Raw genomic sequence first — 18,680 nt, forward strand, 5'->3', positions numbered from 1 at the left:
GTCGTGATCAAGTGGCTCGCGCGGCCGGCGGATTACCTGTCGACCTGGCAGGAGATGCAGGCCTATACCAACCTGCGCGGCGCCGATACGCCCGATGAGATCTGGCTGTGCGAACACGCGCCGGTCTACACCCTGGGCCAGGCCGGGCTGCCGCAGCATGTGCTCAACCCCGGCAACATCCCCGTCGTGCGCTGCGACCGCGGCGGGCAGGTCACCTACCACGGCCCCGGCCAGGTGATGGCGTACGCGCTGTTCGACCTGCGCCGCGCCGACATGTACGTCAAGGAATACGTGAACCTGCTGGAAGGCGCGATCATCGACACGCTGTCCGATCTGGGCGTGGCGCACGCCTGTCGCAAGCCGGGCGCCCCGGGGGTATATGTGCCCGACCCGGACGGCGGCGGCGAGCTGGCCAAGATCGCCGCGCTCGGCATCAAGATCCGCAACGGCCGCGCCTATCACGGCGTGTCGCTCAACGTCGCAATGGACCTGGCGCCTTTCCTGGGCATCAATCCCTGCGGCTACCAGGGCCTGCGCACCGTCGACATGGCCAGCTGCGGCGTGCGCTGCGCGCCCACCGAGGCCGGCGACGCGCTGGCGCGCAATCTGCAGCAGGCCTGGCGGCGCGCGAGGGAAACGGCATGAAGACCTACAGCGCGGCCGACGTCGCCGCCACCACGCCCGAGCAACTGGCCCGCCTGCGCGAACAGGGCCCGCCCGAGGAGTACGCCGCCTGGATCGGCGCGGCCGCCGAGCTGGGCCTGGCCGAGGCCCAGGCCATCTACGGGCAGATGCTGCTCGACGGCGCCGGCGTCGAACGCGACCAGGCGGCCGGCCTGGCGTGGTTCAAGCGCGCCGCCAACGCCGACCACCCCATGGCCATCAACATGGTCGGGCGCTGCTACGAGAACGGCTGGGGCGTGGCGCCGGACGATACCGTGGCGGCCTACTGGTTCCGGCTGGCCGCCGATCGCGGGCTGGACTGGGGCATGTACAACTACGCCCACATGCTGCGCAGCGGCCGCGGCGGCGTGGCGCAGAATTCCGCCGCCGCGCTGGCGCTGTACCAGCAGGCGGCGCAGGCCGGCCACGTCAAATCCATCGGTATGGTCGGGCGCTACTACGAAGCGGGCGACGTGATCGCCCAGGACATGGAACGCGCCTTCGACTGCTACCAGCGCTGCGCCGAAGGCGGCGATTTCCGCGGCATGTTCCACCTGGGACGCCTGCTGCTGTTGCGCGGACGCAAGGAAGAGGCCGTGCAATGGCTGGTCCGCGTGCCCGAAACCGCCACCCCCGCCTTTCTGCGGGAAGCCAACGCCATGCTGCAGGCCAGCGGATTCCCGGCGTTGTACGAGGGCGTGTAGCCCCGTTACGTGCTCAACCGCTCCTCGAATACGGCCTCGATCGTTTCCCGTTCGCCGGCGGCGCGTTCGCCCTGCAGGCGGTCGAGCAGGAACCGGGCGGCGCGCCGGCCCAGGTCGGCGGCGTCCACGGCCAGGGTGGTCAGGCCTTGCGCCCATTGGGCCGCGCTGCCGTCGTCGCTGAAGCCCAGCACCGCCAGGTCCTGCGGCACGTGCAGGTCGCGGTTATGCGCTTCCGATACGGCGGCCGCGGCCAGTAGGTCGGAGCTGCAGAACACCGCGTCGAAGATGGTGTTGGTGGCCAGCAGGCGCAGAAAGGCCATGCGGCCGTCGTTCAGGTGCTGCACCTCGGGCTGCACGATGTCGGCCACCAGTTCCAGCCCCAGCGCGGCGGCGCTGCCGATGAAGCCGGCGCGCCGCGCGCGTTCCCAGGGGCAGTCGGCGCTGACGCAGGCCACCCGCGCGTAGCGTTTGGCCGCGAAGTGCCGCGCGGCCCGGCGTCCCGCTTCCTCGTTGTCCACCACGACAGCGCCGTCGGGCGGCTGCGCCGAGGCGCTCCAGGTCTCGACCAGCGGGATCTCCAGCGCGGCCACCGCGGCCCGCAGGCCGGGGTCGTCCAGCGGGCCGATGACCAGCGCGGCCGCCGGGCGCAGCGCGTCCAGCATGGCCAGCGCCGCCGGGTCCTGCCAGGGCGCGGCCGCCAGGTAATAGCCGGCGGGCGCCAGCGCTTCGGCGCAGGCCTGCATGGCGCGGGCGGCCGGGGCGGCGTCCAGGCGCGGTGCGATCAGGGCGATGGGGCGGGGCGGGAGCAGGCTGGCCATGGGGAAAACCGGGATTCGTCAGGCGTGACGATAACCCAGGCGGGCCGGCCGCGAGGCGGGCCGTCCGTCCTGGGATCGGTCCGCTTCGGGGGCGTTTCCGGCCGCCAGGGGTAAAATGCCATTTTTGTCCCAAAGCCGGCCCGTTCGCGCGCCGGCCGTGAAGGTGTCCAATGTCCACGCTCGCCGAGTCTCCTGTGCCCTCGAACGAATCCGCCGCCACGCCCGCGGACGCGGCCTACGATCCGACGCAAAAGCAGAAATCGCAGGCCAAGACGGCGCGCATTCCCATCAAGATCGTTCCGGCCGAACGCCTGAAGAAGCCCGAGTGGATCCGCGTGAAGGCCGCCGCGCCCGGTTCGCGTTTCTACGACATCAAGCGCATCCTGCGCGAACACAACCTGCACACGGTCTGCGAGGAAGCCTCCTGCCCCAACATCGGCGAGTGTTTCGGCAAGGGCACGGCCACCTTCATGATCATGGGCGACAAGTGCACGCGCCGCTGCCCGTTCTGTGACGTGGGCCACGGCCGTCCGGACCCGCTGGACACCAAGGAACCCGAAAACCTCGCGCGCACCATCGCCGCGATGAAGCTGAACTATGTCGTGATCACCTCGGTCGACCGCGACGACCTGCGCGACGGCGGCGCCGGCCACTTCGTCGACTGCATCACCCACATCCGCGAACTGTCGCCCACCACCCGCATCGAGGTGCTGGTGCCGGATTTCCGCGGCCGCCTGGACCGCGCGCTCACCATTCTCAACGCCGGCCCGCCGGACGTGATGAACCACAACCTGGAAACCGTGCCGCGCCTGTACAAGCAGGCGCGTCCGGGCTCGGACTACATGCACTCGCTGAAGCTGCTGGCCGAGTTCAAGAAGCTGCATCCCGAAGTCCCGACCAAATCCGGCCTGATGCTGGGCCTGGGCGAGACCGACGAGGAAATCCTGCAGGTGATGCGCGACATGCGCGCGCACGGCGTGGACATGCTGACCATCGGCCAGTACCTGCAGCCGTCCGAACACCACCTGCCGGTGCTGCGCTACGCGCATCCCGACACCTTCGCCATGTTCGAGCGCGAAGCCTACGCGATGGGGTTCTCCCACGCGGCGGTGGGCGCGATGGTGCGTTCTTCGTACCATGCCGACGAGCAGGCGCATGCGGCCGGGGTGAACTGATTCAGTAGAGCGGCGCGTCGCCGAGCAACGCGCCGGCGCGGTCCTTGTCGGACAGTCGCGGCGCCTGTTCGCAGGGCCAGTCTATCGCCAGCGTCGGATCGTCCCAGCGGATGCAGCGCTCGTGCTGCGCCGCGTAATAGTCCGTGGCCTTGTACAGCACCTCGGCCACGTCGGACAGCACCAGAAAGCCGTGGGCGAAGCCCTCGGGTATCCATAGCTGGCGCTTGTTATCGGCGCTCAGCACGGCGCCCACCCATTTTCCGAAGGTGGGCGAGGCGCGCCGCAGGTCCACCGCCACGTCGAAGATTTCACCGGCGCAGACGCGCACCAGCTTGCCCTGCGCCTGGGCGACCTGGTAGTGCAGGCCGCGCAGCACGCCCCTGGCCGAGCGCGAGTGGTTGTCCTGCACGAAGCTGCGTTGCAGGCCGGTGGATCGTTCGAAATCGCGCTGGTTGAAGCTCTCGAAAAAAAAGCCGCGCTCGTCCGCCAGGACGCGGGGCTCCAGGATCATCACGTCCGGAATGGCTTGCGGGATGGCTTGCATCAGAACACCTTGTCGACCAGGATGCGCATCAGGTATTGGCCATAGCCGCTCCTGGCCAGCGGGCGTGCCAGCTGTTCGAGCTGGTCGGCGCCGATCCAGCCCTGGCGGAAGGCGATTTCCTCGGGGCAGGCCACCTTCAGCCCCTGGCGGTGTTCCAGCGTGGCGATGAACTGGCTGGCTTCGAGCAGCGATTCATGCGTGCCGGTGTCCAGCCAGGCGTAGCCCCGGCCCATGATTTCCACCGCAAGCCGGCCCTGTTCGAGATAACGCTGGTTGACGTCGGTGATTTCGAGTTCGCCACGGGCCGAAGGCCGGATGCCGCGGGCGATTTCGATGACGTCGTTGTCGTAGAAATACAGGCCGGTCACCGCGTAGCCCGAGCGCGGCTGGGCGGGTTTTTCCTCGATGGACAGCACCTTGCCGCCCGCATCGAATTCGGCCACGCCGTAGCGTTCGGGGTCCTGGACGTGATAGGCGAAGACGGTGGCGCCGTCCGGGCGGGCATGGGCGCGCTGCAGCAGCCTGGGCAGTTCGTGGCCGTAGAAAATATTGTCGCCCAGCACCAGCGCGCAGGACTCGCCGCCGATGAAGGGCGCGCCGATCAGGAAGGCCTGCGCCAGGCCGTCGGGCGTAGGCTGCACGGCGTATTCGAGGTTCAGCCCCCATTGCGATCCGTCTCCCAGGAGCTGGCAAAAGCGCGGTGTGTCCTGCGGCGTCGAGATGATGAGGATCTCGCGTATGCCCGCCAGCATCAGCGTGGCGAGCGGGTAGTAGATCATCGGCTTGTCGAATACCGGCAGCAGCTGCTTGCTGATGGCCAGGGTGGCCGGGTGCAGGCGGGCGCCCGAGCCGCCCGCCAGAACTATGCCTTTGCGCGCCATGCGGAATCTCCGGGTTCGATGAGCTGGTCGAGCACGCGGTCGACGTGCTCGGTCCATGCGGGCAGCGTCAGGTCCAGCGCGCGCGACAGCAGGGTGGTGTCCAGCCGTGAGTTGAGGGGCCGCCGCGCGGCGGCGGGATAGTCGCGCGTGGCGACCGGACGGATGCGTTCGGGGGCCAGCGCCAGGGCCGCGCCGCGCGCCGCGGCGCCCGCCACGATGTATTGCGCGTAGCCGTGCCAGGTGGTCGAGCCGCCGGCGGCCAGATGGTAGGTGCCGGCTGGCAGCCGGGCGTCCAGGCGCCGGCGGATGGCCAGCGCCGTGATGTCGGCGACCAGCGCCGCCGAGGTCGGCGCGCCATGCTGGTCGGCCACCACGTCCAGGCAGTCGCGGCTGCGGGCCAGATGCAGAATCGTCTTCAGGAAGTTGCCGCCGTGCGCGGAATGGATCCAGCTGGTCCGGAACACCAGGGCGTCGCAGCCCGCGTCCCGGATGGCCTGTTCGCCGGCGAGCTTGGTCGCGCCGTACACGTTGATCGGGTTGGGGGCGTCGGTTTCCACATAGGGGCGGGCGGCCGCGCCGTCGAATACGTAATCGGTCGAATAGTGCACCAGCAGGGCGCGCGTGGCCACGGCATGGCGGGCAAGCACGCCAACCGCTTCGGCATTGACGCGGGCCGCGGCCGCGCGGTCGGTTTCGGCCCGGTCCACCGCGGTGTAGGCCGCGGCGTTGACGATCACGCCGGGCCGGCGCGCCGACAGGACCGCGCCCAGGCCGTCGAGGTCGCACAGGTCCGCCTCGGCGCGCCCCAGCGCCGCCAGCTCTCCCACAGGAGCCAGCGCGCGGCACAGCTCGCGGCCCACCTGGCCGTTCTTGCCCAACAGTAGGATTTTCACGCCGCCCTTGCTATGTCTCGTACTGTTCTTTCGCCCAGTCGCGATAGGCGCCACTGGTGACGTTCGCCACCCACTGGGGATGGCCCAGATACCAGAGTACCGTTTTTCTGAGGCCGGTTTCGAAGGTTTCGGCCGGCATCCAGCCCAGCGTGCGCTGCAGGTGGCCCGCGTCGACCGCATAGCGGCGGTCATGGCCGGGGCGGTCGGCGACGTGGACGATCTGGTCCGCGTACGGGCGCCCGTCCGGCCGCGGGCTGAGCTCGTCGAGCAGGGCGCACAGCTGGCGCACGACGTCGAGATTGGTCTTTTCGTTCCAGCCGCCCACGTTGTAGGTCTCGCCGGGCTTGCCGGCCTCCAGGATCTTGCGGATCGCGTCGCAGTGGTCGCTGACATAGAGCCAGTCCCGGATCTGCCGGCCGTCGCCATACAGCGGCAGCGGCTTGCCGGCCAGCGCGTTGTGGATGACCAGCGGGATGAGCTTTTCGGGGAACTGGTAGGGGCCGTAGTTGTTGGAGCAGTTGGAGGTCAGCACCGGCAGGCCGTAGGTGGTGTGGAAGGCCCGCACCAGGTGGTCGCTGGCCGCCTTGCTGGCGGAATAGGGGCTGTTCGGCGCGTATCGCGCGGTCTCGGTGAACGGCGGGGCGCCCGCGTCCAGCGAGCCGTAGACCTCGTCGGTGGACACGTGCACGAACCGGAAGCCGGCCCTGGCCTGCGGCTCCAGTCCGCTCCAGTAGTCGCGCACGACGTCCAGCAGGCGCGAGGTGCCGACGATGTTCGCCTGGACGAAGGCCTCGGGGTCGGCGATGGAGCGGTCGACGTGGGTCTCGGCGGCGAAGTTGATCACCGCGCGCGGCGCGCGCTTGCGCAGCAGGCGCGAGACGGCCGCGGCGTCGCCGATGTCGCCGCGCACCAGGGCATGGCGTGCGTCGCCGCGCAGGCTGGCCAGGTTGTCGGCGTTGCCGGCGTAGGTGAACTTGTCCAGCGTGACGACAGGTTCGTCGCGATGGGCCAGCCAATCCAGTACGAAATTGGAACCGATGAAGCCGGCTCCGCCGGTGACGACTATGCTCATGTTCTTGGAGCGGGGCTAGCGGCGCGCCTGGGCGCCCGCCCAGTACGTGTCTTTCTGGCCCGCATGCAGGTTGATACAACGCGCCAGTACGAACATCAGGTCCGACAGGCGGTTCAGGTATTGCCGGACCGGCGGCTTGACCGGCTCGGTCGCGGCCAGCGTCACGACCGCGCGTTCGGCGCGGCGGCAGACGGTGCGGGCCACGTGCGCCTGCGCGGCGCCGCGCGATCCCCCGGGCAGGATGAATTCGCGCAGCGGCGGCAAGCTGGCATTGTAGTGGGCCAGGCGGGCGTCCAGGCGGGCGATATGGGCCTCGGACAGCGCTGTGTGGCCGGGTATGCACAGCTCCGCGCCCATGTCGAAGAGGTCGTGCTGGATCGCCAGCAGGTCGGCGGAAATTTCCGGCGGCGGCGATTCGGCCAGCAGCAGCCCGATGACGCTGTTCAGCTCATCCACGTCGCCCAGCGCGGCGATGCGCGGCGCGTCCTTGGGCAGCCGCGACCCGTCTCCCAGTCCGGTGGTGCCGTCGTCCCCCGTGCGGGTGGCTATGACTGATAAACGGTTGGCCATGCGTGCGTCCTGGAAGGGCTAAAGGAGAATGCGGTTTGCGTCCGGCGGTAAGCCTATGCCCCGGCTCGCGGGGCGGCGCGCAATCATCGGTCAGGATTGTTGCGTTCTGCCGCAGGAACTGTTTCATATCGGCGGTATCCTAGCACTGTGGAAAGCGGCGGGGGCGCCCCGCGCTTTCGCTGTTCAATGGAGGACGCCTAATGGCTTTTGACCGCAAATATGCAACACCCATGGCCGTGGCCACCGCCATGGCCGTCGTTTCGCTGGCCACGCCGCTGGCATTCGCCCAGCAGGCCGACGCCAGCGGCGAAGTGCGGCGCGTGGACCCGGCCGCGGGCAAGGTCACCATCAAGCACGACGCCATCAAGGAACTGGACCTGCCCGCGATGACGCTGGTCTACGAGGCCGATCCGGCGCTGCTGGCCAAGATCAAGGCGGGCGACAAGGTGCGTTTCACCGCCACGCGCCAGGGCGGCAAGTACGTCGTCACGGCGATCACCAACTAGTATCCATGTAAAAACGCCGCCCGCCGCGGCAGCGGTGGACGGCGTTTTGCTGCCGGACAGGGCAGGGCTTACAGCACGTAGCGGGCCAGATCCTGGCTGCTGGCGGCTTCGGCCAGTTGCGCGTTGACGTAGGCGGCGTCGATCTTGACGTGCTTGTCCTGGCTGGACGTGGCGTCGAACGACAGTTCCTCGAGCAGCTTCTCCATCACCGTGTACAGGCGGCGGGCGCCGATGTTTTCGGTGGTTTCGTTGACCTCGAAGGCCAGTTCCGCCAGGCGGCGCACGCCGTCTTCGGTGAACTCCAGCTCCAGGTCCTCGGTGGCCATGAGGGCCTTGTACTGCTTGGTCAGCGAGGCGTCCGTGTCGGACAGGATGCGCACGAAGTCTTCGGCGGTCAGCGATTCCAGTTCGACGCGGATCGGGAAGCGGCCCTGCAGCTCGGGGATCAGGTCGGACGGGCGCGACAGGTGGAACGCGCCGGAGGCGATGAACAGGATGTGGTCGGTGCGCACCATGCCGTAGCGCGTGTTGACCGTGGTGCCTTCGACCAGCGGCAGCAGGTCGCGCTGCACGCCCTGGCGCGACACGTCGGCGCCGCCGGATTCCTGGCGCGCGGCGATCTTGTCGATTTCGTCCAGGAAGACGATGCCGTTCTGTTCGACGTTGTTGATCGCCACGGTGCGCAGGTCTTCCTCGTTGACGCGCTTGGCGGCTTCTTCGTCGACGATCAGCTTGAAGGCTTCGCGCACCTTCATTTTCTTGGGCTTTTTCTTGTCGCGGGCCATGCCGGCGAACATGCCGCGCAGCTGCTCGGCCATTTCTTCCATGCCGGGAGGCGTCATGACGTCCATCTGCGGCACGGCCTGGGCCACTTCGATCTCGATTTCGAGATCGTCGATCTTGCCTTCGCGCAGGCGCTTCCTGAAGGTCTGGCGGGCGCTGTTGTCCTCGCCGCGCTCGGGTTCGCCGGAGGCGCCGCGCGCCGGCGGCACCAGGGCGTCGAGGATGCGGTCTTCGGCGGCGTCCTCGGCCTGGGTGCGCACGCGGCGCATTTCCAGTTCGCGGGTCTGCTTGATCGAGTATTCGGTGAGGTCGCGGATGATGGTGTCGACGTCGCGGCCCACGTAGCCCACTTCGGTGAACTTGGTGGCTTCGATCTTGATGAAGGGCGCGTTGGCCAGCTTGGCCAGGCGGCGCGCGATTTCGGTCTTGCCCACGCCGGTGGGGCCGATCATGAGGATGTTCTTGGGGTGGATTTCATGGCGCAGGGGTTCGGCGACCTGCTGGCGGCGCCAGCGGTTGCGCAGCGCCACGGCCACGGCGCGCTTGGCGCGGTTCTGGCCGACGATGTACTTGTCGAGTTCGGAGACGATCTCTCCGGGCGTCATGTTGGATGCGGACATGAGGGCGAATCCTTGATGCGAGAGCAGGCTGGGCGGCGGCGCGGCGCCGCGGGTTACTCGCCCAGCGTTTCGATGACGTGGTTCTGGTTGGTGTAGATGCAGAGGTCGCCGGCGATTTCCAGCGACTGCTTGACGATGGTCTCGGGCGGCAGCTCGGTGTTGCGCAGCAGGGCCAGCGCCGCCGATTGAGCGTAGGCGCCGCCGGAACCGATGGCGGCCAGGCCGTGTTCGGGTTCGAGCACGTCGCCGTTGCCGGTCAGCACCAGGGTGTGCTCGGCGTCGGCCACGATCAGCATGGCTTCGAGCCGGCGCAGCACGCGGTCGGTGCGCCAGTCGCGGGTCAGTTCGACCGCGGCGCGCATCAGGTTGCCCTGGTGTTTTTCGAGCTTGGCCTCGAAGCGTTCCTGCAGCGTGAATGCGTCGGCCGTGGCGCCGGCGAAACCGGCAAGAATCTTGTCGTGGTACAGGCGGCGGATCTTGCGGGCCGTGCCCTTGATGACGATGTTGCCCAGGGTGACCTGGCCATCGCCGCCCAGTGCGACGCGGTTGCCGCGGCGCACGCACACGATGGTGGTGGCGTGAAATTGTTCCATGCGTTCCTTCCTATGAAGGGATTAGCTGGGGGCGGCCGCGTAAAAATCAAGACGAGAAAAAAGGCCATGCCGGAAAACCAGCATAGCCTTTTCGGGACGGGGCGAATACGGGACGGATCAGTCGCCGTACAGCTTCTGGCGCATTTCGCGGCGCTCCTGGGCTTCCAGCGACAGGGTGGCCGTGGGGCGGGCCAGCAGGCGCGGAATGCCGATGGGTTCGCCGGTTTCTTCACACCAGCCGTATTCGCCGCTGTCGATGCGGGCGATGGACTGTTGCACCTTCTTCAGCAGCTTGCGCTCGCGGTCGCGGGTGCGCAGCTCGAGGGCGTGTTCTTCTTCGATCGTGGCGCGGTCGGCGGGGTCGGGCACGAACTGCGTTTCACGCAGGTGCTCGGTGGTTTCGCCGGCGTTGGCCAGGATGTCCTGTTCGAGTTGTTTGAGCCGTTCCTTGAAGAACGCCAGCTGGCGGTCGTTCATATAGTCGGACTCGGGCATGGCCAGCAATTCTTTTTCGCTGGGCAGATCAATCGCCGTATCGCTCGTCGACTTGCTTGGTTTCTTGGTTGCTGCCTTGGTAGCCATGAAAACACTCCACTATGAATCGATCCTGGCGCGGGCGTCCATTCCCCGTCCGTTACTTGTTGCCTACGCTATTCGTACCTCACAGTACTGCCTTCGTCGCATCGCGTCACGTCAGGAAGGGGGATTACCCCGCCAGGCACTGCTCCAAGCCCCGGGTAAAAATCTCCTGGGGCAGCTTGCGTCCGATGAACACCATCTTGGTGGACGGTTTCTCGGCCGCGGTCCACGGCTTGCCGGGTTCGGCGCCCATCATCATGTGCACACCCTGGAACAACATGCGGCGGTTGATGCCCTTCATGTACAGGATGCCCTTGTAGCGCATCAGGTCGGGACCATAGACCTGCACCACGCCACCCAGGAATTCCTCGAGCCGGGCGGGATCGAACGGCTTGTTGGAGCGGAACACGAACGCGCCGATTTCATCGTCGTGCTGGTGGTGGTGGTGATGGTGGGCATGATTGCAGTGCGCCCCGCATTCGCCTTCGTGGTCATGATCGTGATCGTGGCCATGATCGTGGCCGTGGTCGTGATCGTGCCCATGGGAATGGGCGGCGTCGGGGTGCTCATCGGCCAGGAATTCCGGGTCGATGTCCAGAATGGAATTCAGGTTGAAGCCGCTGATGTCGATGATGGACTTCAGGTCGGCGTCGCCGAAGTTGACGGGGGTGATCGGCGCGCGCGGGTTCATGTGAACCAGGCGGTGGCGCAGCGCTTCGTAGTCGACTTCGTTGACCAGGTCTTTCTTGGAGACCAGGATGCGGTCGGCGAAACCGACCTGCTTCTGGGCCTCGGGCTGTTCGTTGAGGGTGGCCATGCCGTGCTTGGCGTCGACCACGGTGATCACCGCGTCCAGGCGGTAGTACTCGGCGATGTCGTCATCCATGAAGAACGTCTGGCAGACGGGGCCGGGATTGGCCATGCCGGTCGTTTCGATGATGACGCGTTCGAAATTCAGTTCGCCGGCTTCGCGCTTGGCGCGCAGTTCGCCCAGCGTGCGCATCAGGTCGCCGCGCACCGTGCAGCAGACGCAGCCGTTGGACAGCTCGATGATTTCCTCGTTGCTGTCCTGCACCAGCAGGTCGTTGTCGATGCTTTCCGGCCCGAATTCGTTTTCGATGACCGCGACGCGGCGGCCATGATATTCGGTCAGGATGCGTTTGAGCAGGGTGGTCTTGCCCGCACCGAGAAAGCCGGTGAGGATGGTGACGGGAACCATTTTGTCCAAACTGCGCGGGGTATTCATGGCGAAGCTGCTAGCGTGAAGTCAAGGCGTTAAACGGAACTCTCGGCGCCGGGACTGCAATTCCGGAAGGTGTGATTCCGGCGATTGCCCTGCCCTGTGGACCGGAGTTTCCGATCCTGGCCGAAAGGCGTGTTTGCCACGGGCTGCAAAGGCCGCCGACAGCGGCCGGACGCAGGATTACAGCACAGTCGGGGGCAGGGGGCAAACCCAGGGTCAACCCTTGGCCCGCGGCCTCCCGGATCGCGGCCGTACGCCGTCGCGTGCCCGGCGATAACCCTATTTTGGGACGGTTTTCCGGATTTCAAGAGCGGATCCGTCCGCATGGCCGGGCAGGCCGGCGCGGCGCTACGCCAAAAGCATGAGACCGCAGGGATGAAGCGAGGCGCGGCGGCGCGATTCAGTGCTGGTGGTGATGGTGGCCGGCGGCCTCGGCGGGCTGCTTTTTCTGGCATTGCGGACACAGCGCGCGGATTTCGGTTTCGTGCGTGGCCAGGGCATAGCCGGTCTGGGCGACGCGTTCGGCCAGCTGCCGGCTCATGGCCGGGTCGGACACTTCGGCGACCGCGCCGCAGCCGGTACAGACCACCAGCAGGTCGTGCGGGGCGCCGCCGGCGTCATGGCAGGCGCTCCAGGCGTTGACCGCGTCCAGGCGGTGGATCAGGCCCTCGTCCATCAGGAAGTCGAGCGCGCGGTAGACCGTGGGCGGCGCGGCGCCGGGGTGCACCGCGCGCATGGCGTCCAGCAATTCGTAGGCCTTCAGGCTGCGGCCATGGCGCAGCAGCAGCTCCAGCACCTTGCGGCGGATGGGGGTGAGGCGGCGTCCGCGCTGCTCGCACAGCGTCTCGGCGACGCCGAGCTGGGCGTCCACGGTGTCGCTGCGGGGAGAGCGGGGCGTTGCGGGCATGGCTGGCTTCATGTGTATGGCTGACGCGCGCGATGCGCGCGAGATGCCTGGAAGGTAGCAGAAAACACCCAGATGCGGGCGAAACCCGGTCAATCAAGATTTTAGTTATGATATAACATAATAAAATCTTCGATCCCATTGCCCGATCTCCGATGTCGCATTTCACGCTGTTGCCCGCGCGGCCGGGCGCCGCGCCGCCCGCGCGCTCCGCTTTTCTCGTCTCCGCCTGGCGCCGCATGGCGATCGCGCTGGCCGTGGCCGCGGTCTTGTGGGCCCTGACCGGCTGGGCGCTGGACTGGTGGCCGCGATGAGCGCGCCCATCGCCATCGAGCTCGACAACGCCTCTTTCGGCTGGCATGGCCATGCCGCGCTGAAGTCGGTGTCGGGACGTTTCGCGGCCGGCGGCATGACCGCCGTGGTGGGGCCCAACGGCGCCGGCAAGTCCACGCTGATCAAAGGCATCATGGGCGTGCTGCGCCCCATGAGTGGCAGCGTGCGCGTGACCGGCGCCGGCCGCGCCGGGCTGGCGTGGCTGCCGCAGGCCGCCGAGCTGGACCGCTCGTTTCCCGCCACGGTGCTGGAACTGGCAGCCATGGGCGCGTGGCGCCGCGTGGGCGGATGGCGCCGCGTCGCGGGCGAGGAACTGGAGCGCTGCATGGCCGCGCTGGAAACGGTGGGCCTGGCCGACGCGGCCGGGCGCGCCGTGGGCGCGCTGTCCGGCGGCCAGATGCAGCGCGCGCTGTTTGCGCGCATGCTGGTGCAGGACGCGCCGGTACTGCTGCTGGACGAGCCCTTCGCCGCCGTCGACAGCCATACGGCCGACGAACTGATGGCCTTGCTTTGCGGCCTGCACGGCCAGGGCCGGACCGTGATCGCGGTGCTGCACGACCTGGACCTGGTGCGCGATCACTTTCCCGAATGCCTGCTGCTTTCCGGCTCGGTGGTGGCCTGGGGCGATACCGCCGGCGCGCTCGACGACGCGCATCTGCGGGCGGCGCGCGCCTGGCGCGCGGAGTTCGCGGCATGAGCCTGGCGCAATGGGTGGTGTCGCCCTTCCTGGACTACGGCTTCATGCGGCGGGCGCTGGCCGGCGCCTGCGCGCTGTCGCTGGGCGCGGCGCCGCTCGGCGTGTTCCTGGTGCTGCGGCGCATGAGCCTGATGGGCGATGCGATGTCGCACGCCATCCTGCCCGGCGTGGCGGCGGGCTTTCTGCTGTCGGGCCTGTCGCTGGGCGCGATGATGCTGGGCGGCATCGCCACGGGCCTGGCCGTGGCCCTGCTGGCGGGCCTGGTGGCCAGGCTCACGCCGCTGCGCGAGGACGCCAGCTTCGCCGCGTTCTACCTGATCTCGCTGGGGCTGGGCGTGCTGCTGGTGTCGCTGCGCGGCTCCAACATGGATCTGCTGCACGTGCTGTTCGGCACGCTGCTGGGCCTGGACGACGCGGCGCTGCTGCTGGTGACGGCGGTGGCCAGCGCGACCCTGCTGGCGCTGGCCGCGATCTACCGGCTGCTGGTGGCCGAATGCCTGGACCCGGGCTTCCTGCGCGCCGCCGGCGGCGCGGGCAGCCGCGTCCACATGGGCTTTCTGGTGCTGGTGGTGGTGAACCTGGTGGCGGGGTTCCAGGTGCTGGGCACCTTGATGGTGGTCGGGATCATGATGTTGCCCGCCGCCGCGGCGCGGTTCTGGGTCCGTTCCGCAGCCGGCCAGATCGGGCTGGCCGCGGGCCTGGGCGTGGCGGCGTCGGTGGCCGGGCTGCTCGTGTCGTACCACTTCGACGTGCCGGCCTCGCCTGCCATCATCCTGGCCGCCGGCGCCGGTTATCTGTTTTCCGTCGTGGGCGGCCCGCAAGGCGGGCTGCTGCGCACCCCGCGCCGCATGCGGCCGGCCTGATTCAAAAGGAGATTCGACATGGGTTCCGTTTTCCGCGCGCTGCTGGCCGCGGCCGGTTTCTCTCTTGCGGCTGCGTCCGGCGCCGCGCCCGCCGATGCGCCGCTGCGGGCGGTGGCCAGTTTTTCCATCCTGGGCGACATCGTGCGCGAGGTGGGCGGCGACGACGTCAGCGTGGCCACGCTGGTCGGCCCCGATGGCGACGCGCACGAGTACGAGCCCACGCCCAGCGATGCGAAGCAGCTGTCCGCCGCCCGCGTGCTGTTCGTCAACGGCCTGGATTTCGAGACCTGGATGCCGCGCCTGGCGAAGTCCGCGGGCTTTTCCGGCCTGACCGTGGTGGCCTCGCAGGGCGTGGCCCCGCGCAAGTTCGCCGGGCCGCGGGAGGAACACGATCACGACCACGACCACGGCCACGATCATGACGACGACGCCGGCCACGATCATGGCCACCATCACGGCGACCTGGACCCGCACGCCTGGCAGGACCTGTCCAACGGCGTGATCTACGCCCGTAACGTGGCCGAAGGCCTGGCCGCCGCCGACCCGGCGCGCGCCCCGGCCTACCGCCAGCGCGCGCAGGCCTACATCGCGCGCCTGCAGGCGCTGGACGCCGAGACCCGCAAGACCTTCGCCGCGATCCCGGCCGAGCGCCGCAAGGTCGTGACCTCGCACGACGCCTTCGGCTATTTCGGCGACGCCTACGGGGTGGACTTCATTGCCGCGATGGGCGTGTCCACCGACGCCGAGCCGTCGGCGGCCGAGGTGGCGCGCATCATCGGGCAGGTCAGGCGCGAGCGCGTGCCGGCGGTGTTCGTGGAAAATATCAGCAGCCCCAGGCTGGTCGAGCAGATCGCGCGCGAAACCGGCGCCAGGGTGGGCGGCACGCTGTATTCCGATGCGCTGTCCAAGGCCGGCCAGCCCGGCGCTACTTATCTGGAGATGTTCGAATGGAACGCACGCCAGCTCGCCGCGGCCTTGCGGCCCTGAGCGCCGCCGCGTCCTTGCTGGCCGCCGGCGACGCCGGCGCGCATCCGCATATGTGGATAGACGCCCGCGCGGCCGTCGAGATCGACGCCGGGCGGCGCATCACGGCGCTGCGGCAGGTATGGCTGTTCGACGAGATGTTCGGGGCCTACGCCACGCAAGGCCTAAAGAAGGACCGCAACGGCGCGCTGGCGCCGGATGTCCTGCGGGGCATGGCGCAGGATTGGATGAAGGCGCTGGGCGAACCCGTCACGCACTACTTCACCCGCGTCACGGTGGATGGCAAGAGCCTGGCCTTCGGCGCGCCGCAGGACGCGCGCGTCGACTGGAACCCCAAGACCGGGCGGCTGAGCCTGTCCTTCACGCTGCCCCTGGCCGAGCCGGCGGCGCCGGGCGCGGCAGGCGCGCAAGTGGACATCTACGACCCGACCTACTTTGTCGCCTACGCCTTCGACGCCAAGGACGCGGTCGCGCTTGGCGGCCCGCAAGGCGCGTCCTGTACGTCGGCGTACCGCAAGCCCAAGGAACTGGATTGGAAAACCCTGCAGCAACTGGCCGCGATACCGGCCGACCCGGACGCGTTGCCCGACGAACTCTTCGCCATCACCAAGGGGCTCACGCATCGCATCGAGGTGCGCTGCCTGTAGCTGCGGCCGCGCTGCTGCTGTGGCTGGGATGGAGCGCGGCGGCGGCGCAGGGCGCGCATCCGTTCGGCGTGCCGGAAAGTGGCGGCGCGGGCGGGCCGGGCTGGCTGTCGGGCGTCTTCGGCCAGGTCGCCGTCTGGCAATCGCATTTCTATCGCCAGCTGACGGGCGCGGTGCGCGCCTGGCAGCAGGACGGCGGCGCGGCCTGGGCCCTGGTCGGGCTGTCGTTCGCCTACGGCGTGTTCCACGCGCTGGGGCCGGGGCATGGCAAGGCGGTGATCTCCTCCTATGTGCTGGCGAACCGCCAGACCGCCCGCAACGGCGCGCTGCTGGCGCTGGTGTCCGCGCTGGTGCAGGCGCTGGTGGCGATCGCGATGGTGGCGGTGCTGGCGCTGGCGTTCAACGCCACCGCCGCGCTGATGAACGCGGCTACGCGCTGGCTGGAACTGGCCTCGTATGCGCTGGTGACGGCGCTGGGCGCCTGGCTGGTCTGGGCCAGGGCGATCCGTCCGCTGCGCGCGCGCGCCGCCACTTCCGCGCACGTCCACGCGCACGCACACGATTGCGGCTGCGGGCACGCGCATGCGCCCGAGGCGGCAAGCGTGGCCGGCCCGCTGGACCGCCGGCGCGCCGTGTCGGCGGTGCTGGCCGTGGGCCTGCGGCCCTGCAGCGGCGCGCTGATCGTGCTGGTGTTCGCCTTGTCTCAGGGCTTTTTCCTGGCCGGCGTGGCCTCGGCGCTGGCGATGGGCGCGGGCACGGGCCTGACCGTCGCGGCGCTGGCCATGCTGGCCGTGGCGGCCGGCGGCGCGGCCGACCGCCTGGGGCGCCGGCTTTCGGGCGCGAGCGCGGCGCGCCTGCGCTACGGCGTGCAGGCGCTGGCGGCGCTTGCCGTGCTGTTGCTGGGGGTGATGCTGCTGGGCGGCGCGCTGGCCGCGGGCGGCTAGGTCAGGACTTGCGGCCGGCGCGCGGATGGGCCTGGTCGTAGGCGCGGGCCAGATGCTGGAAGTCCAGCCGGGTGTAGACCTGGGTGGTGGAGATGTTGGCGTGGCCCAGCATTTCCTGCACGGCGCGCAGGTCCTGCGCGGATTGCAGCACGTGGCTGGCGAAGCTGTGGCGCAGCACGTGCGGATGCACGTGGGTGGGCACGCCGGCCGCTTGCGCCACGCGCGCCAGCTGCAGCTGCACCACGCGCGGCGAGATGCGGCGTCCGCGCGCGCCCAGGAACAGCGCGGCGGCGTCGGCCGGCGGCGCGCTGAAGGGCGCGAGCTGCGGGCGCGCGGCGATCCATTTGCGCAAGGCTTCCAGGGCCGCGTGGCCGACCGGCACGGAGCGGCGCTTGCCGCCCTTGCCCAGCACCACGACCTCGGCTTCGTCCAGGTTCAGCCAGCCGCGCGATTCATAGCCGTCGGCGCGCTCGTAGCGCAGGTCCAGCCCGACCAGCTCGGACAGCCGCAGGCCGCTGGAATAAAGCAGTTCGAACATGGCCTGGTCGCGCAGCGCGGCGGGCTCGGTCGCCACCTGCGCGGGGGCGCGGTCCAGCAGCGCCTGGGTCTGTTCCACCGACAAGGCCTTGGGCAGGCCGCGCGGGGCCTTGGGCGCGCGCACGCCCGCCACCGGATTGCCGGCCAGCCCGGCCGCCGGCGCCCACCATTGATAGAAGCCGCGCCAGGCCGCCAGCGTGCGCGCCAGGCTGCGCGGGCCGCGGCCCTCGGCGTGCAGGCGCGCCACGAACTGGCGGATGTGGCCGTTGCCGACCTGCTCCAGCGGCAGCCCGGCCTTGTCGACCAGGGCGCGCAGGAAGTGCAGTTCGCGGCGGTAGCCGTCCAGCGTATGGGGCGAATAGCGGCGGTTGGCCGCCAGATACTGCAGCCAGGCGCCCATCGCGTCGGGCAGGGGCGCCGGGGCGGTGTCGTGGGCGGCCTCTGCCATGCTAGGCCTTGGGGCTGGCCGGATTCAGGCGGTGCAGCGCGGCCGAGGCCAGCTGGGCGATGGACTCCAGGAAGGTGGTGCCCATTTCCGGCGTGAAGCGGGCGGGGTCGTCCGAGCCCAGCACCAGCAGGCCGACGGCCGGGCCGTCGGCTTCCAGGCGCAGCGGCACCAGCGCCAGCGACTGGGGCTTGGCGTCCAGCCAGCCGGCGGCTTCGAAGCCGGTGTCGTTGCCGCAGTACGGCGTCTTGAGGCTGTCGGTGAAGGTGCGCACGTCCTGCGAGACGGGCTCGCCATAGCCGGTCGGGGGCAGCTCCGACAGGTCCCACAGGCGCAGCGCCACGTGGTTCAGGTCGAACTGCTCGGCCAGGCCCAGCGCGATCTCGCCCGGCACGCGCTGCGGGTCGCATTCGGACAGCATGCGGCTGCACCACTTGGCCACGTGCGTGCCGATGGTTTCGTTGGCGGTGGCGTTGCGCACCAGCTCGTTGAGGCGCCATTCCAGTTCGCGGTTGCGCTCGCGCAGCGTCATGATCTGGCGTTCGCCCAGCGAAATCGCGCGCGAGCCGTGCGGATGGGGCACTTGCAGCGTGGCGAAGACGTCGGCGTGTTCGTCGAAAAAGCCCGGGTTGTCCTGCAGGAAGACGGCGATGTCCTGGGCGGTGAGAGCGGTATCAGTCATGGC

23 protein-coding genes are annotated in these 18,680 nt (G+C 69.1%); 10 read left to right on the forward strand and 13 right to left on the reverse strand.

The features are described 5' to 3' along the window. The first annotated feature begins 3 nt into the window (after positions 1 to 3). Together lipB and C1I89_RS25190 are read left to right on the forward strand one after the other, a co-directional pair. Positions 4 to 645: a lipoyl(octanoyl) transferase LipB gene (lipB, locus tag C1I89_RS25185; RefSeq protein WP_102775116.1), complete on the forward strand. Its 642-nt coding sequence runs from the start codon at positions 4 to 6 to the stop codon at positions 643 to 645. Beyond that, the gene (locus tag C1I89_RS25190) at positions 642 to 1,367 is read left to right on the forward strand and encodes a tetratricopeptide repeat protein (RefSeq protein ID WP_102775117.1); all 726 of its coding nucleotides are present in this window, start codon (positions 642 to 644) and stop codon (positions 1,365 to 1,367) included. Before lipB ends, C1I89_RS25190 begins: the two co-directional genes overlap by 4 nt. Before the next feature lie 5 nt (positions 1,368 to 1,372). Here C1I89_RS25190 and C1I89_RS25195 read toward each other — a convergent pair whose 3' ends face one another. Next, on the reverse strand, positions 1,373 to 2,185 hold the full coding sequence (locus C1I89_RS25195) for a LacI family DNA-binding transcriptional regulator (RefSeq protein ID WP_102775118.1): 813 nt from the start codon (positions 2,183 to 2,185) through the stop codon (positions 1,373 to 1,375). 170 nt (positions 2,186 to 2,355) lie between these two features. Here C1I89_RS25195 and lipA point away from each other — a divergent pair, with 170 nt between their 5' ends. Beyond that, the gene (gene lipA / locus C1I89_RS25200) at positions 2,356 to 3,360 is read left to right on the forward strand and encodes a lipoyl synthase (RefSeq protein ID WP_102775119.1); all 1,005 of its coding nucleotides are present in this window, start codon (positions 2,356 to 2,358) and stop codon (positions 3,358 to 3,360) included. Between the two features lies 1 nt (position 3,361). Here the strand turns inward: lipA and rfbC are convergent, their stop codons facing one another. Genes rfbC through C1I89_RS25225 form a run of 5 tightly spaced genes read right to left on the reverse strand, consistent with a single transcriptional unit; the run spans position 3,362 to position 7,320 of the window. After that, positions 3,362 to 3,904 carry a dTDP-4-dehydrorhamnose 3,5-epimerase gene (gene rfbC / locus C1I89_RS25205; protein WP_102775120.1) on the reverse strand — a complete coding sequence of 181 codons (543 nt, stop codon included), beginning with the start codon at positions 3,902 to 3,904 and terminating at the stop codon, positions 3,362 to 3,364. Further along, on the reverse strand, positions 3,904 to 4,785 hold the full coding sequence (rfbA, locus tag C1I89_RS25210; protein ID WP_102775121.1) for a glucose-1-phosphate thymidylyltransferase RfbA: 882 nt from the start codon (positions 4,783 to 4,785) through the stop codon (positions 3,904 to 3,906). The genes rfbC and rfbA overlap by 1 nt, the downstream gene beginning before the upstream one ends. Beyond that, positions 4,767 to 5,678, reverse strand: coding sequence for a dTDP-4-dehydrorhamnose reductase (gene rfbD / locus C1I89_RS25215; protein ID WP_102775122.1), 912 nt, complete (start codon positions 5,676 to 5,678; stop codon positions 4,767 to 4,769). Before rfbD ends, rfbA begins: the two co-directional genes overlap by 19 nt. Positions 5,679 to 5,688: 10 nt before the next feature. Next, positions 5,689 to 6,750, reverse strand: coding sequence for a dTDP-glucose 4,6-dehydratase (rfbB, locus tag C1I89_RS25220; protein WP_102775123.1), 1,062 nt, complete (start codon positions 6,748 to 6,750; stop codon positions 5,689 to 5,691). A 15-nt stretch (positions 6,751 to 6,765) separates the two neighbouring features. Beyond that, positions 6,766 to 7,320, reverse strand: a complete 555-nt coding sequence (locus C1I89_RS25225; protein WP_102775124.1) for a cob(I)yrinic acid a,c-diamide adenosyltransferase — start codon at positions 7,318 to 7,320, stop codon at positions 6,766 to 6,768. Positions 7,321 to 7,520: 200 nt separating this feature from the next. On the opposite strand from C1I89_RS25225, the gene C1I89_RS25230 reads away from it, so the two are divergent. Further along, on the forward strand, positions 7,521 to 7,826 hold the full coding sequence (locus tag C1I89_RS25230; protein ID WP_102775125.1) for a copper-binding protein: 306 nt from the start codon (positions 7,521 to 7,523) through the stop codon (positions 7,824 to 7,826). Positions 7,827 to 7,894: 68 nt separating this feature from the next. Here the strand turns inward: C1I89_RS25230 and hslU are convergent, their stop codons facing one another. The 5 genes from hslU to C1I89_RS25255 all read right to left on the reverse strand — a co-directional run bounded on the left by hslU (position 7,895) and on the right by C1I89_RS25255 (position 12,551). Continuing rightward, a complete protein-coding gene (gene hslU, locus C1I89_RS25235; RefSeq protein ID WP_102775126.1) occupies positions 7,895 to 9,229 on the reverse strand; it encodes an ATP-dependent protease ATPase subunit HslU in 1,335 nt (444 codons plus the stop codon). Positions 9,230 to 9,282: 53 nt separating this feature from the next. Further along, positions 9,283 to 9,822: an ATP-dependent protease subunit HslV gene (gene hslV / locus C1I89_RS25240; protein ID WP_102775127.1), complete on the reverse strand. Its 540-nt coding sequence runs from the start codon at positions 9,820 to 9,822 to the stop codon at positions 9,283 to 9,285. 117 nt (positions 9,823 to 9,939) lie between these two features. Beyond that, positions 9,940 to 10,404, reverse strand: a complete 465-nt coding sequence (gene dksA / locus C1I89_RS25245) for an RNA polymerase-binding protein DksA (RefSeq protein WP_102775128.1) — start codon at positions 10,402 to 10,404, stop codon at positions 9,940 to 9,942. 124 nt (positions 10,405 to 10,528) lie between these two features. After that, positions 10,529 to 11,647 carry a CobW family GTP-binding protein gene (locus tag C1I89_RS25250; RefSeq protein ID WP_102775129.1) on the reverse strand — a complete coding sequence of 373 codons (1,119 nt, stop codon included), beginning with the start codon at positions 11,645 to 11,647 and terminating at the stop codon, positions 10,529 to 10,531. Positions 11,648 to 12,044: 397 nt separating this feature from the next. Continuing rightward, on the reverse strand, positions 12,045 to 12,551 hold the full coding sequence (locus C1I89_RS25255; protein WP_102775130.1) for a Fur family transcriptional regulator: 507 nt from the start codon (positions 12,549 to 12,551) through the stop codon (positions 12,045 to 12,047). A gap of 152 nt (positions 12,552 to 12,703) precedes the next feature. Here C1I89_RS25255 and C1I89_RS34655 point away from each other — a divergent pair, with 152 nt between their 5' ends. The 6 genes from C1I89_RS34655 to C1I89_RS25280 are packed head-to-tail and all read left to right on the forward strand — an operon-like array spanning position 12,704 to position 17,013. Further along, complete coding sequence (locus tag C1I89_RS34655; protein WP_168202284.1) at positions 12,704 to 12,862, forward strand: hypothetical protein; 159 nt, start codon at positions 12,704 to 12,706, stop codon at positions 12,860 to 12,862. Then, complete coding sequence (locus C1I89_RS25260; RefSeq protein ID WP_102775131.1) at positions 12,859 to 13,578, forward strand: metal ABC transporter ATP-binding protein; 720 nt, start codon at positions 12,859 to 12,861, stop codon at positions 13,576 to 13,578. Before C1I89_RS34655 ends, C1I89_RS25260 begins: the two co-directional genes overlap by 4 nt. Continuing rightward, positions 13,575 to 14,441 carry a metal ABC transporter permease gene (locus C1I89_RS25265; RefSeq protein WP_102775132.1) on the forward strand — a complete coding sequence of 289 codons (867 nt, stop codon included), beginning with the start codon at positions 13,575 to 13,577 and terminating at the stop codon, positions 14,439 to 14,441. The genes C1I89_RS25260 and C1I89_RS25265 overlap by 4 nt, the downstream gene beginning before the upstream one ends. A gap of 18 nt (positions 14,442 to 14,459) precedes the next feature. Next, on the forward strand, positions 14,460 to 15,428 hold the full coding sequence (locus tag C1I89_RS25270; RefSeq protein ID WP_102775133.1) for a metal ABC transporter substrate-binding protein: 969 nt from the start codon (positions 14,460 to 14,462) through the stop codon (positions 15,426 to 15,428). 50 nt (positions 15,429 to 15,478) lie between these two features. Then, on the forward strand, positions 15,479 to 16,072 hold the full coding sequence (locus C1I89_RS25275) for a DUF1007 family protein (protein ID WP_246842542.1): 594 nt from the start codon (positions 15,479 to 15,481) through the stop codon (positions 16,070 to 16,072). Then, positions 16,063 to 17,013 carry a nickel/cobalt transporter gene (locus C1I89_RS25280; protein WP_102775376.1) on the forward strand — a complete coding sequence of 317 codons (951 nt, stop codon included), beginning with the start codon at positions 16,063 to 16,065 and terminating at the stop codon, positions 17,011 to 17,013. Before C1I89_RS25275 ends, C1I89_RS25280 begins: the two co-directional genes overlap by 10 nt. Position 17,014: 1 nt before the next feature. Here the strand turns inward: C1I89_RS25280 and xerC are convergent, their stop codons facing one another. Both xerC and C1I89_RS25290 read right to left on the reverse strand, forming a co-directional pair. Next, positions 17,015 to 17,998, reverse strand: a complete 984-nt coding sequence (gene xerC / locus C1I89_RS25285) for a tyrosine recombinase XerC (RefSeq protein ID WP_102775135.1) — start codon at positions 17,996 to 17,998, stop codon at positions 17,015 to 17,017. 1 nt (position 17,999) lies between these two features. Continuing rightward, positions 18,000 to 18,677, reverse strand: coding sequence for a DUF484 family protein (locus tag C1I89_RS25290; RefSeq protein ID WP_102775136.1), 678 nt, complete (start codon positions 18,675 to 18,677; stop codon positions 18,000 to 18,002). Positions 18,678 to 18,680: the final 3 nt, after the last annotated feature.

Origin of the sequence: Achromobacter pulmonis, assembly GCF_002885955.2 — a bacterium.
In the GTDB taxonomy this organism is placed as follows: Bacteria; Pseudomonadota; Gammaproteobacteria; order Burkholderiales; family Burkholderiaceae_B; genus Achromobacter; species Achromobacter pulmonis_A.